This is a genomic window from Mycolicibacterium sichuanense (genome assembly GCF_033741125.1).
Taxonomy (GTDB): Bacteria; Actinomycetota; Actinomycetes; order Mycobacteriales; family Mycobacteriaceae; genus Mycobacterium.
Window position 1 is genome coordinate 68,521 of sequence record NZ_JAWQPU010000014.1, and the last position, 12,921, is coordinate 81,441.

Annotated in this window: 12 protein-coding genes; 9 read left to right on the top strand and 3 right to left on the bottom strand. The window is 67.1% G+C overall.

Annotated elements, in window-relative coordinates; genetic code table 11:
* Positions 1–65: 65 nt before the first annotated feature.
* The 3 genes from SBI80_RS26780 to SBI80_RS26790 form a co-directional block, all read right to left on the bottom strand.
* Positions 66–1,148 (bottom strand): inositol-3-phosphate synthase, encoded by a 1,083-nt coding sequence (locus tag SBI80_RS26780; RefSeq protein WP_318978056.1) that lies wholly within the window; start codon positions 1,146–1,148, stop codon positions 66–68.
* A gap of 43 nt (positions 1,149–1,191) precedes the next feature.
* Positions 1,192–1,743, bottom strand: a complete 552-nt coding sequence (locus SBI80_RS26785) for a PadR family transcriptional regulator (RefSeq protein WP_318978058.1) — start codon at positions 1,741–1,743, stop codon at positions 1,192–1,194.
* Positions 1,744–1,884: 141 nt separating this feature from the next.
* Positions 1,885–2,757, bottom strand: coding sequence for a DUF1707 SHOCT-like domain-containing protein (locus SBI80_RS26790; RefSeq protein ID WP_318978082.1), 873 nt, complete (start codon positions 2,755–2,757; stop codon positions 1,885–1,887).
* Between the two features lie 122 nt (positions 2,758–2,879).
* On the opposite strand from SBI80_RS26790, the gene SBI80_RS26795 reads away from it, so the two are divergent.
* From SBI80_RS26795 to dnaB, 9 genes are all read left to right on the top strand, one after another.
* Positions 2,880–3,302 carry a DUF5318 domain-containing protein gene (locus tag SBI80_RS26795; protein ID WP_318978059.1) on the top strand — a complete coding sequence of 141 codons (423 nt, stop codon included), beginning with the start codon at positions 2,880–2,882 and terminating at the stop codon, positions 3,300–3,302.
* 205 nt (positions 3,303–3,507) lie between these two features.
* Entirely contained in the window at positions 3,508–5,793 is a 2,286-nt protein-coding gene (locus SBI80_RS26800; protein WP_318978085.1) for a transglycosylase domain-containing protein, read from the top strand.
* Complete coding sequence (locus SBI80_RS26805) at positions 5,790–7,418, top strand: glycosyltransferase family 87 protein (RefSeq protein WP_413232819.1); 1,629 nt, start codon at positions 5,790–5,792, stop codon at positions 7,416–7,418. Before SBI80_RS26800 ends, SBI80_RS26805 begins: the two co-directional genes overlap by 4 nt.
* Positions 7,415–7,879, top strand: coding sequence for an SRPBCC family protein (locus tag SBI80_RS26810; protein ID WP_318978061.1), 465 nt, complete (start codon positions 7,415–7,417; stop codon positions 7,877–7,879). The genes SBI80_RS26805 and SBI80_RS26810 overlap by 4 nt, the downstream gene beginning before the upstream one ends.
* A gap of 121 nt (positions 7,880–8,000) precedes the next feature.
* The gene (gene rpsF, locus SBI80_RS26815) at positions 8,001–8,291 is read left to right on the top strand and encodes a 30S ribosomal protein S6 (RefSeq protein ID WP_140689897.1); all 291 of its coding nucleotides are present in this window, start codon (positions 8,001–8,003) and stop codon (positions 8,289–8,291) included.
* 117 nt (positions 8,292–8,408) lie between these two features.
* The gene (locus tag SBI80_RS26820) at positions 8,409–8,921 is read left to right on the top strand and encodes a single-stranded DNA-binding protein (RefSeq protein ID WP_318978066.1); all 513 of its coding nucleotides are present in this window, start codon (positions 8,409–8,411) and stop codon (positions 8,919–8,921) included.
* Positions 8,922–8,957: 36 nt separating this feature from the next.
* The gene (gene rpsR / locus SBI80_RS26825) at positions 8,958–9,218 is read left to right on the top strand and encodes a 30S ribosomal protein S18 (RefSeq protein ID WP_318978068.1); all 261 of its coding nucleotides are present in this window, start codon (positions 8,958–8,960) and stop codon (positions 9,216–9,218) included.
* A 22-nt stretch (positions 9,219–9,240) separates the two neighbouring features.
* Positions 9,241–9,693, top strand: coding sequence for a 50S ribosomal protein L9 (gene rplI, locus SBI80_RS26830; protein ID WP_318978070.1), 453 nt, complete (start codon positions 9,241–9,243; stop codon positions 9,691–9,693).
* A 482-nt stretch (positions 9,694–10,175) separates the two neighbouring features.
* The gene (gene dnaB, locus SBI80_RS26835) at positions 10,176–12,830 is read left to right on the top strand and encodes a replicative DNA helicase (RefSeq protein ID WP_318978072.1); all 2,655 of its coding nucleotides are present in this window, start codon (positions 10,176–10,178) and stop codon (positions 12,828–12,830) included.
* Positions 12,831–12,921: the final 91 nt, after the last annotated feature.

Below are 12,921 nucleotides of genomic sequence, written 5' to 3' on the forward strand. Positions count from 1 at the left end.
CCCTAGCGATTCGTGCACCCGCAGTTGCGCTCACCGCTACCGCGCGTGCACGAATCGCACGAAGGCTAGCCCTCGATGAAGGTCTCCAGCTCGGCGCGAGCGACGTCGTCGGCCAGCTGCTTGGGCGGGCTCTTCATCAGGTAGGCCGAGGCAGCCTCGACCGGTCCGCCGATGCCACGGTCCAGGGCGATCTTCGCCGCGCGCACCGCGTCGATGATGACGCCGGCCGAGTTGGGCGAGTCCCACACCTCGAGCTTGTATTCCAGGTTCAGCGGCACGTCGCCGAAGGCGCGGCCCTCCAGGCGGACGTAGGCCCACTTGCGGTCGTCGAGCCAGCCGACGTGATCCGACGGGCCGATGTGCACGTCCTTGGCGTTGAACTCCTTCTGCAGGTTCGACGTCACGGCCTGGGTCTTGGAGATCTTCTTCGACTCCAGGCGCGAGCGCTCCAGCATGTTGAGGAAGTCCATGTTGCCGCCGACGTTGAGCTGCATGGTGCGGTCGAGCTGCACGCCGCGGTCCTCGAACAGCTTGGCCATCACGCGGTGGGTGATGGTGGCGCCGACCTGGCTCTTGATGTCGTCGCCGACGATGGGAACGCCTGCGGCGCGGAACTTCTCGGCCCACACCGGGTCCGAGGCGATGAAGACGGGCAGCGCGTTGACGAACGCCACGCCGGCGTCGATGGCGCACTGGGCGTAGAACTTGTCGGCCTCTTCGGATCCGACGGGCAGGTAGGAGACCATCACGTCGACCTTGGCGTCCTTGAGCGCCTTGACCACGTCGACGGCCTCGAGGTCGGAGACCTCGATGGTCTCGGAGTAGTACTTGCCGATTCCGTCGAGGGTCGGGCCGCGCTGCACGGTGACGTTGGTCGGCGGCACGTCGGCGATCTTGATGGTGTTGTTCTCCGACGCGAAGATCGCCTCGGACAGGTCGAAGCCGACCTTCTTGGCGTCCACGTCGAATGCGGCGACGAACTTGACGTCGCGCACGTGGTACTTGCCGAGCTTGACGTGCATCAGGCCGGGCACGGTCGAGTTCTCGTCGGCGTCGAGGTAGTACTGCACACCCTGTACCAAGGAGGAGGCGCAGTTGCCGACGCCGACGATCGCGACCCGGACTTCGTTTGACGGGTTCTCGGACATGGGACGGTCTCCTTCTACTACTGGAACTGTGGTGCGTATCGGGTTAAGGCTGCTGTTGCTCGGCGCGTCCCTGCGCTCCGCGTTCAGCGGCGATCAGGTCGTTGAGCCACTTCACTTCGCGCTCGCTGGATTCGAGCCCGAGTTGGTGTAGCTGTCGGGTGTAGCGGTCGAGGGAGTTGGTGGCGCGCGCGATGGCTTCGCGCAGGCCCTCGCGGCGTTCCTCCACCTGACGACGGCGGCCCTCCAGAATCCGCATCCTGGCCTCGGCCGGGGTGCGGTTGAAGAAGGCCAGGTGAACGCCGAATCCGTCGTCGGTGTAGTTCTGTGGTCCGGTGTCGGCGACCAGCTCGGTGAAGCGCTGCTTGCCGGCGTCGGTGAGGACGTAGACGCGCCGCGCGCGGCGGACCTTGACGGTTCCGACCGGTGCGGCTTCCTCCACGATGAGCCCGTCGGCCTGCATCCGGCGCAGTGCCGGGTACAGCGAGCCATAGGAGAAGGCGCGGAACGCCCCCAGCAGGCCCGTCAACCTCTTGCGCAGCTCGTAACCGTGCATCGGCGATTCGAGCAGAAGTCCCAGAACGGCGAGCTCTAGCACCGAATCACCTCCCTTGCGCGGTCGCTACGACGTTTCGACACGTCGGCAGACTATATCGCGCCGATATATACGGCGCGACGTGAACCGAACATACACATGCATTTGTCAGGTGCGCCAGTGGGCCCGGGGATCAGGGCTTCGTCACGGGTTGCGGACGGGGTCGATGCGCTTGATGGTGCCGTCGCCGGCGAAGGTGATCGATCCGCTGCCGAAGTCGCTGGACACGCTCGCGCGCAGCGTCAGCGCACCGGGGGTCAGGACGTCGCGGCTCGGGTCGATGGTCAGGTAGGTGCTGTCCGGCTTGACGTCCTTCTGCTGCAGTTCGACCATTTCGGGGGCTCCCCGCAGCAGGCCCACCGCCGTCTTGACGTCGAACTTGGACAGGTCGACCAGCGCGTCGTCCTCCTCCCTGGCCGACGACGACGGGTCATCGAACCCACCGCGGTAGGTGTAGCTCAGCTTGCGGCGGTCGTCGGTCGGGTCAGCCCGGTACAACACGGCATAGTCCGGGTAGATCACCATGCCGTAGCCCATGGTGTCGCCGAAGCGCTGGCGCATCTGCTCCAGCAGCCCGTTCAAGCCGCCGAGGGAGTGCAGCTGCTTGGGCGGAGTGATCACCGTGGCGGGGATGCCGTCGGACTTGGCGCCAGGGTCGGTCGTGAAGCTCAGCGGCGAGGTGGTGTTGCCATAGAGGCCCCAGCCGATCGCGATGCCCAGCACCACCAGGACGCCGGCCACCGCGGCACGCACGCCCCAGCCACCGCCCACCGACGACGGCCCGAGGCCGAGGTGCGGCCGCTTCAACGTCGGCATCTGCACGGGTGCTTCGTCGGTCTGCAGGTCGTCCACCAGTCGTTGGAGATCGCCGAGCGTGGCGGCGCTGGTGGCGGCGGCCACCCGGGTGCGGTGCTCCTCCATCGAGAGTTGACCGTCGGCGAGCGCGCTGTCGAGCACCTGGCAGGTGGTGTTGCGGTCGCTGTCCTTGGCCCGCGTGCCCGCCGTCGGCTGCTGCATGCTTCTCGCCACGCATGGATGGTAGGAGCCGGATCACCATCGGCGCAGACCAGACGCCAAACGTGCCCGGGTGTGGCCCAGTCGAGACTGCGCCGATGCGAGGCCGACGTACTCTGGTCTGCGTGCGATTGCAGCGACAGGTGGTGGACTACGCGCTCAAGCGGCGGTCCCTGCTGGCCGAGGTGTACTCGGGGCGCACGGGCGTTTCCGAGGTGTGCGACGCCAATCCCTACCTGCTGCGCGCCGCGAAGTTCCATGGCAAGTCCAGCCAGGTGATGTGCCCGATCTGCCGCAAGGAACAGCTCACGCTGGTGTCCTGGGTCTTCGGTGATCACCTCGGTGCCGTGTCAGGATCGGCCCGCACCGCAGAGGAGCTGGTCATGCTGGCGGCCAAGTTCGACGAATTCGCGGTGCACGTGGTGGAGGTATGCCGAACTTGCAGTTGGAACCATCTGGTCAAGTCGTACGTGTTGGGGGCGCCCCGTCCCCCGAAGGCGCGCGGCACTCGAACGGCGCGCTCTGGAGCGCGCACGGCCAGTGAATAGCGAAGGGCGACGCGAACAGTCGGCCGACGAGGTCCGGAAGGACTCTTCGGCTGGCGGTGCCGCCGCGCCAAGACACTCCGCCGCCGCTCGGCCGGACGACGCGGCCCGGGCGATCCCGGTGAAGCGCGACACGGCTCCCTCGCACGCCGCGCCGGCCGCCCATGGCAAGCCTCGCGAACCGTTTCCCGCCGACGACCGCAGGACGATGCTCCTGCCGCCGGTGACCGATCCGCCGCCGGCGCGCTATCGGGATCAGATCGACGTCGTCAAGGCCGCACTGGACGGGACGCCGCCGCCCAAGCCGCCGCCCCCCGGTCCGCCCGGTGGTGGTGGGGGAGGCCCGTCGGACGGCAAGGGTCCGCGGCGGGAATTCCACGTCAACTGGAAGTGGGTGCGTCGCGGCTCGTACGTCGCGCTCGCGCTCTGCGTGCTGCTGCCGATCATCACGTTCGCGATGGCGTACATGATCGTCGACATCCCCAAGCCAGGGGACATCCGGACCAATCAGGTGTCGACGATTCTCGCCAGCGACGGCAGCGAGCTGGCCAAGATCGTCCCGCCCGAGGGCAACCGGGTCGACGTCACCATCGACCAGATCCCGGTCCAGGTCCGCAACGCGGTGATGGCCGCCGAGGACCGCGATTTCTACACCAACCCCGGCTTCTCGTTCACCGGCTTCGCGCGGGCGTTCAAGAACAACATCTTCGGCGGCGATCTGCAGGGCGGCTCGACGATCACCCAGCAGTACGTCAAGAACGCCCTCGTCGGCGATGCCCGCTCGGGTGTCGGCGGCATGGTGCGTAAGGCCAAGGAGCTCGTCATCTCCACGAAGATGACGGGCGAGTGGTCCAAGGACCAGATCCTGCAGTCCTACCTGAACATCATCTACTTCGGGCGCGGTGCGTATGGCATCTCGGCGGCGTCGACGGCCTACTTCGGCAAGCCGGTCGATCAGCTGAACGTCGCCGAGGGCGCTCTGCTCGCGGCGCTCATCCAGCAGCCGTCGGCTCTGGATCCGGCCGTCGACCCGGCGGGTTCGGCCGAGCGCTGGAACTGGGTGCTCGACGGCATGGTCCGCATGGGCGCGCTGTCCCCGAACGACCGCGCCCAGCAGGTGTTCCCGCCGACGGTGCCGCCGGAGCAGGCCCGCGCGCAAAATCAGACGACCGGGCCCAACGGCCTGATCGAGCGTCAGGTCACCCGGGAACTGATGGATTTGTTCAACATCGACGAGCAAACCCTGAACACCGAGGGCCTGCAGGTCACCACCACGATCGACCCCAAGGCGCAGAAGGCCGCCGAGGACGCGGTCGCGGAGTACATGGACGGCCAGGATCCGGACATGCGGACCGCCATCGCGTCGGTCGATCCCAAGACCGGGGGCGTGCGGGCCTACTACGGCGGTTCGGACGCCAACGGCTTCGACTTCGCACAGGCGGGCCTGCCGACGGGATCGTCGTTCAAGGTCTTCGCCCTCGTCGCGGCGCTGGAGCAGGGCATCGGCCTCGGATACCAGGTGGACAGCTCGCCGGTCGAGGTCAACGGCATCAAGATCACCAACGTCGAGGGCGAGGGCTGCGGCACCTGCAACATCGCCCAGGCGCTGAAGATGTCGCTCAACACCAGCTACTACCGGTTGATGCTGAAGCTGAAGAACGGCCCGCAGGACGTCGCCGACGCGGCGCACGCGGCCGGCGTCGCGGAGAGCTTCCCCGGTGTGGACCACACCCTGTCCGAGGACGGCAAGGGCGGCCCGCCGAACAACGGCGTGGTGCTGGGCCAGTACCAAACCCGCGTCATCGACATGGCCTCGGCGTACGCCACGCTGGCCAATTCCGGGGTCTACCACCGGCCGCACTTCATCCAGAAGGTGGTCCGCTCCGACGGCCAGGTGCTGTTCGACGCGTCCCAGCAGAACGACCCGGGCGAGCAGAAGATCCCCAAGGACGTCGCCGACAACGTCACCGCGGCGATGCAGCCGATCGCGTCCTACTCCAGGGGCCATGGCCTGGCCGGCGGGCGCCCGTCGGCGGCCAAGACCGGCACCAACCAGCTCGGTGACACCGACAGCAACCGCGACGCGTGGATGGTGGGTTACACCCCGTCGCTGTCCACCGCGGTGTGGGTCGGCACCACCGAGGGCACCAAGCCGCTGGTGAACAAGTCGGGTGGCTCGGTGTACGGCTCGGGCCTGCCGTCGGACATCTGGAAGTCCACGATGGACGGCGCGCTGCAGGGCACCGACGTCGAGACGTTCCCCAAGCCGACGGAGATCGGCGGTTACGCGGGTCCGCCCGTCGCACCCCCGCCACCTCCGCCTCCGCCGCCCCCGCCATCGGAGACGGTGATCCAACCGACGATCGAGTTGGGTCCGGGTATCACCATCCCGTTCGGACCGCCAACCACGATCACCGCGCCTCCGCCTCCGCCGGCGCCTGGTGATCCGAACGCGGTCACCCCCACGGCCACAGCCCCGCCACCTCCGCCGTGACCGGGCAGGACCCGAGTCGGTCGACGGTGTCCCCGTACCCGCTGGCCGATGATCTGCGCAGCGACGACGACCGCGACTTGCCCAGCCGGACGGACACCATCGGCGCGGCGCTGTCGGGTGTCATCGGCGGTCCGGTGGGCCGGCACGCTCTGATCGGCCGGGCGCGCTTCCTGACCCCGCTGCGCGCGATGCTGATGATCGCGCTGGTGTTCCTTGCGCTCGGATATACGACGAAGGCTGCCTGCCTGCAGTCGACGGGCGCCGGACCGGCCGATCAGCGGGTCGCCGTCTGGGAGAACCAGCGGGCCTACTACGAGTTCTGCTATTCCGACACCGTGCCGCTGTACACCGCGGAGTTGTTGAACCAGGGCAAGTTTCCGTACAAGTCGTCGTGGGTCGAGAAGGACTCCTCGGGTGCCCCGCAGGTGCAGTACGACGGCAGCCCGGCGATCAGGTACATGGAGTATCCGGTGCTGACCGGGCTCTACCAGTACGTGTCGATGGCATTGGCGAAGACCTACACCGCGCTGACGAAGCTGATCTCCATCCCCGTGGTTGCCGAGGTGGTGATGTTCTTCGACATCGCCGCGTTCGGTCTGGCACTGGCGTGGCTCGCGACGGTATGGGCGACGGCGCGGCTGGCCGGCCGGCGGATCTGGGACGCCGCGCTGGTGGCGGCCTCGCCGCTGCTGATCTTCCAGATCTTCACCAACTTCGATGCGCTGGCCACCGCGTGCGCAGCGGGTGCGATGCTGGCGTGGGCCCGGCGGCGACCGGCCTTGGCAGGCGCGCTCATCGGCATCGGGGTGGCGCTCAAGCTCTATCCGCTGCTGTTGCTGGCGCCGCTCTTGATCCTCGGCGTGCGCACGGGCCGGTTGCGCGAGGTCGGCAAGACGGCCGGCACCGCGGTGGTGACGTGGCTGGTGGTCAATCTGCCGATCATGGTGCTGTATCCGCGGGGTTGGTCGGAGTTCTTCCGGCTCAACACCCGCCGCGGTGACGACATGGACTCGATATACAACGTGGTGAAGTCCTTCACTGGGTGGCGGGGTTTCGATACGGGCCTGGGGTTCTGGGAGCCACCGTCGGTCACCAACACCGTGACCGCGCTGCTGTTCGGCGTCTGCCTGTGCGGAATCGCATACGTCGGGCTGACGGCCCGGCAGCGGCCCCGGGTGGCCCAGCTGGCGTTCCTCGTCGTTGCGGCGTTCCTGTTGACCAACAAGGTGTGGAGTCCGCAGTATTCGCTGTGGCTGGTGCCGCTGGCGGTGCTGGCCCTGCCGCAGCGCCGAATCCTGTTGGCGTGGATGACGATCGACGCACTGGTCTGGGTGCCCAGGATGCTCTACCTGTTCGGCGAGCAGAAGATGGGACTGCCCCAGCAGTGGTTCACCACCACGGTCCTGCTGCGTGACATCGCAGTGATCGCCTTGTGTGCCCTGGTGATTCGTCAGATCTACCGACCCGAACTGGATCTCGTCCGGCACGGCGGGCGGGTGGACGACCCGTCGGGCGGGGTGTTCGAGGGTGCGGCCGACGCCCCGCCGAGATGGCTGCCCGCGCGACTGCGGCCGCCGGTGCCGGTGCCGGTCGTGCGTGCCGAGAAGGAGTTGATGCCGACGTGACCGACCTCGAGTTCAGCGATTCGATCGTGGTGGACCTAGACCCGGAGCGGCTCTACGCGCTGGTCTCCGACGTCACCAGGATGGGCGAGTGGAGTCCGCAGTGCCGGGCCTGCTGGTGGGACGACGGCGCCGGTCCGACGGTGGGCTCGTACTTCACCGGTCGCAACGACGACGGCAAGCGCATCTGGGAGACCCGCAGCCGGGTGGTGGCCGCCGAGCCGGGCCGCGAGTTCGCCTGGGTGGTCAACGACGGCTGGGTGCGCTGGGGCTTCGGCATGGAGCCGGTCGACGGTGGCAGCCGCCTGACCGAGTCGTGGGCGTTCCTGCCCGCGGGCATCGAGGGCTTCCACGGCCGATTCGGCGAGGACGCGCAGCGGCAGATCGAGATCCGTTCGGCGGCGGCCCACGCCGGCATCCCCGTCACGTTGGCGGCCATCAAGCGGACCGCCGAGGGCGGCTGAGCGCCGCGATTTCGCAGCTCAGGCGGTTCTGCTGTAACCTTGCCGGGTTGCCGACGCAGGCGACCCTCCTGCCACGGACAGTCCGTGGCCGCACACGACCATAGGAGGTGATGGGTTCCACATGCGTCCATACGAAATCATGGTCATCCTCGACCCCACGCTCGACGAGCGCACTGTTGCTCCGTCGCTGGAGACGTTCCTGAACGTCATCCGCAAGGACGGTGGCACGGTCGAGAAGATCGACATCTGGGGCCGGCGCCGGTTGGCGTACGAGATCCTCAAGCACCCCGAGGGCATCTATGCCGTCATCGACGTGAAGGCCGAACCGGCCACGGTGTCCGAGCTGGATCGCCAGCTCAGCCTGAACGAGTCCGTCCTGCGGACCAAGGTGATGCGGACCGACAAGCACTGAGCCCAACTGGGCAGTGCACGTCGTAGCGCTTCCGTAGGCTCGCTGACGACCCGCTCCGAAGCGAGCCGTACGGCGCCGAGCCCCTCGCGCGAAGAGCCAACTACACAGGAGGATCCCGTGGCTGCTGGTGATACCAACCTCACCATCGTCGGAAACCTGACCGCCGATCCCGAACTGCGGTTCACGCCGTCCGGGGCGGCCGTCGCCAACTTCACGGTGGCGTCGACACCTCGGATGATGGACCGTCAGACCAACGAGTGGAAAGACGGCGACCCGCTGTTCATGCGGTGCAGCATTTGGCGTGAGGCTGCCGAGAACGTTGCCGAAAGCCTCACTCGCGGTTCGCGGGTCATCGTCACCGGCCGGCTCAAGCAGCGGTCGTACGAGACCCGCGAGGGCGAGAAGCGCACGGTCGTCGAGCTCGAGGTCGACGAGATCGGCCCTTCACTGCGGTATGCGACGGCCAAGGTCAACAAGGCCAGCCGTAGCGGCGGTGGCGGAGGCGGCTTCGGTGGCGGCGGCGGGGGCTCACGCCCGGCGCCGTCCGGCGGCGCTCCTGCCGACGACCCGTGGGGCAGTGCCCCGGCTTCGGGCTCGTTCAGCGGAGCCGACGAAGAACCTCCCTTCTGAACCAATTGATTTCCTAGTACTGAGAAAGAGATAGACATGGCCAAGTCCTCCTCTACCAAGAGGCGCCCGGCTCCCGAAAAGCCGGTCAAGACTCGCAAGTGCGCGTTCTGCTCCAAGAAGGGGCAGACCATCGACTACAAGGACACCGCGTTGCTGCGGACCTACATCAGCGAGCGCGGCAAGATCCGTGCCCGCCGGGTCACCGGCAACTGCGTGCAGCACCAGCGCGACATCGCGATCGCGGTCAAGAACGCCCGCGAGGTGGCTCTGCTGCCGTTCAGCGCGGCGTCGCGCTAGACCGGAACGGAAAGACACTCACATGAAACTGATTCTCACCGCTGAGGTCGACCACCTGGGTTCAGCTGGCGACACCGTCGAAGTGAAGGACGGCTACGGGCGTAACTACCTGCTGCCGCGTGGCATGGCGATCGTGGCGTCGCGTGGCGCCGAGCGTCAGGCCGAGGAGATCCGTCGGGCCCGCGAGGTGAAGACCATTCGCGACCTGGATCACGCCAAGGAGCTCAAGACGGCGATCGAGGGCCTCGGCCCCGTATCGCTGCCGGTGCGCACCGCTGGCGCGGGCAAGCTGTTCGGTTCCGTGACGCCCGCCGACATCGTGGCGGCCATCAAGAAGGCCGGCGGCCCGAGCCTCGAGAAGAGGGTCGTGGACCTGCCCAAGGCGCACATCAAGAAGATCGGCTCGCACGCAGTCGACGTGCGGCTGCACCCCGAGGTCAACGTCGTCGTGACCGTGGACGTCGTCGCCGGATAATAACCTCAGCGTAAATACGCCCGGGTGGAGGACCTGATCACCTCCGCCCGGGCGTTGCTGTGTGCACTGGCGAATTTCGCCGGCCATTCTGGCTCTAGCGAACCTAACCGACTGTTAACCTGCACGGTCCAAATGGGCAACACAACACGCCCGAGACGGCAACCCCGGCCGACACGCCGGGGCAATTCGCATCCACAAGTGGCCGGCTTGCCGGTATGGCTCTCAACTGCGGTGATCTCGAATGCCGAACTGGTTGTGCACGAGTTGTACCCAAGGGCTCAACACAGTCCACCAAGCCTATCCACACGCCATCCACGAGTTCATCCACAGGGCTCGCTTGCATCCCCCTCAGCAACGTCTAGCGTGAGCCGTCGCAAGTAGATCTTCCGATGGTTGTCGGGGGGCCGGCCTACTCTGCCGGGCGAGTCGGTCGAATGGCTGTTCGATGTCGTGTGAAGATGTTGGGGGAGGTGGGAAGCTTCGTGGCTGTCGTCGATGATCTGGGTCGGCCGGGCGGTCATTCGGGGGTTCGTGCGCAGGAGGACGGACCGCCGCCCAGCGAGGACTACGGCCGCCAGCCTCCCCAGGACCTCGCTGCCGAACAGTCCGTACTCGGCGGCATGCTGCTGTCCAAGGACGCCATCGCCGACGTCCTCGAGCGGCTGCGGCCCGGCGACTTCTACCGCCCTGCGCACCAGAGCGTGTACGACGCCATCCTCGATCTGTATGGCCGGGGCGAGCCCGCCGACGCCATCACCGTCTCCGCCGAACTGGACCGTCGCGGACTGCTCAAGCGGGTAGGCGGAGCGCCCTACCTACACACCCTGATCTCCACCGTGCCGACCGCGGCCAACGCCGGCTTCTACGCGGGCATCGTCGCCGAGAAGTCCCTGCTGCGGCGCCTCGTGGAGGCCGGTACGCGCGTGGTGCAGTACGGCTACGCCGGGGCCGAGGGTTCGGACGTCGCCGAGGTCGTCGACCGCGCACAGGCCGAGATCTACGACGTCACCGAGCGGCGCACCCGGGAGGACTTCACGGTCCTGGAGGATTTGCTGCAGCCGACGATGGACGAGATCGACGCGATCGCGTCCCAGGGCGGTATCTCCCGCGGCGTGCCCACCGGGTTCGCCGACCTGGACGAGGTGACCAACGGGCTGCATCCGGGTCAGATGATCGTCGTCGCGGCGCGACCCGGCGTGGGCAAGGCCCTGGCCGTGGACACCCCGCTGCCAACGCCGACCGGGTGGACGACGATGGGGGAGGTTCAGCCGGGGGATCAACTGGTGGGCCCCGACGGGCGCCCGACCCGCGTCGTGGCGGCGACCGAGGTGATGCCCGGGCGTCCCTGCTTTGAGGTCGAGTTCTCCGACGGCACGATCATCGTCGCCGACGAGCAGCACCAGTGGTTGACGGACGATCGTGCCTCACGCAGGTCGGCGCAGGCCGCGGCCGCCGGTTACAACCGACACGAGAGCCAGCGCACGTTTGCAGCGGTCCGCACCACACGCCAGATCGCGGAAACATTGCGTTGCCCGACGGTCGATCGGCGGCTCAATCATTCGGTCACCAACAGCGCGCCCCTTCAGGGAGCCAGTCGCGAATTACTGGTCCCGCCTTACACGTTGGGCGCCTGGCTCGGCGACAGCACCTCCGCCTGCGCTCAGATCACCAGCGCGGATCCCGAGATCGTCGTTCGCATCGAGTCCGAGGGCGTAGTGGCCCGCAGGTCGTCAACCGCCAAGTATCGCTATCAGCTGGTCCTGCCCGACGCGCCCGAGGTCGAGGCGCGCAAGTGCGTCGTGTGTGGAGCGGTCTTCATGCCTCGGACCAGCCAAGTGCGGACGTGTGGCCGCAGCTGCGGTGGTCGCGCGCGGTTCCTCTCCGAACCGGTGCCGGAGCCACGATGCACGCGGTGCGGTGAACCGTCCAGCGGTCTTCTCCTGTGCGAGGCGTGCCGCAACGCGGTGGGCACCGTGCAGGCGCGACTTCGCACCTTGGGCGTACTGGGAGACAAGCACATTCCGATCGGCTATTTGCGGGCATCGGAAGACCAGCGGCGGGCTCTGCTCGCCGGCCTGCTCGACACCGACGGCACCGTCACCGCCGGCGGGTCCGTTCAGTTCTCGGTGACCAATCGACGTCTGGCGGCCGACGTCGCCGAATTGGTCGTCAGCTTGGGTTACCGCTGCCAGACGTCGACCAAGAGGGTCCGCGGCCGGACGGACGCGTCGTCGACTGCGTACACGCTGACGTTCGCCACCGAAGACGATGTCTTCGGGCTGCATCGAAAGGCATTGCTGCACAAGGAACGCCGCGCCGCGGTGAACACGGCTCGATCTGGTTCGCGGTTCATCGTCGACGTGCGGGCAGTCGAGAGCGTGCCCGTGCGCTGCGTCGAAGTGGACAACGCCAGTCACATGTACCTGGCCAGCCGGGCCATGGTGCCGACCCACAACTCGACCCTCGGTCTCGACTTCTTGCGGTCGTGCTCGATCAAGAACCGGATGCCAAGCATCGTGTTCTCGTTGGAGATGAGCAAGCCCGAGATCGTCATGCGGCTGTTGTCGGCCGAGGCGAAGATCAAGCTGGCCGACATGCGTTCGGGTCGGATGACCGACGACGACTGGACGCGGCTGGCGAGGCGCATGAGTGAGATCAGCGAGGCGCCGCTCTACATCGACGACTCGCCGAACCTGACGATGATGGAGATCCGCGCCAAGGCCCGCCGGCTCCACCAGAAGGTAGAGCTGCGATTGATCGTCATCGACTACCTGCAGCTGATGACCTCTGGCAAGAAGGTCGAGTCGCGCCAGCAGGAAGTCTCCGAATTGTCCCGGCAGATCAAGCTTCTCGCCAAGGAGCTGGAGGTTCCGGTGGTGGCGATGAGCCAGCTGAACCGTGGCCCGGAGCAGCGCACCGACAAGAAGCCGATGCTCTCGGACCTTCGTGAATCGGGATCCATCGAGCAGGACGCCGACATGGTCGTGCTGCTGCATCGCCCCGATGCGTTCGAGCGCGACGATCCCCGCGGCGGCGAGGCCGACCTCATCATCGCCAAACACCGTGCGGGACCGACGAAGACGATCACCGTGGCGCATCAGCTGCACCTGTCGAAGTTCGTGGACATGGCGCGCTAGTTGTTCTTCACGGGCAGGTTGTGAACGCTGAGGCGTTCGATGGGTGACTTGCCGCCGATGCCGGTGTGGGGTCGATGGTGATTGTAGAGAT

Excerpts from the sequence above, each read along its gene's own strand:
- rplI (WP_318978070.1), top strand. The coding sequence starts at position 9,241 with ATGAAACTGATTCTCACCGCTGAGGTCGACCACCTGGGTTCAGCTGGC.
- rpsR (WP_318978068.1), top strand. The coding sequence starts at position 8,958 with ATGGCCAAGTCCTCCTCTACCAAGAGGCGCCCGGCTCCCGAAAAGCCG.
- rpsF (WP_140689897.1), top strand. The coding sequence starts at position 8,001 with ATGCGTCCATACGAAATCATGGTCATCCTCGACCCCACGCTCGACGAG.
- SBI80_RS26800 (WP_318978085.1), top strand. The coding sequence starts at position 3,508 with ATGCTCCTGCCGCCGGTGACCGATCCGCCGCCGGCGCGCTATCGGGAT.
- SBI80_RS26790 (WP_318978082.1), bottom strand. The coding sequence starts at position 2,757 with ATGCAGCAGCCGACGGCGGGCACGCGGGCCAAGGACAGCGACCGCAAC.
- SBI80_RS26780 (WP_318978056.1), bottom strand. The coding sequence starts at position 1,148 with ATGTCCGAGAACCCGTCAAACGAAGTCCGGGTCGCGATCGTCGGCGTC.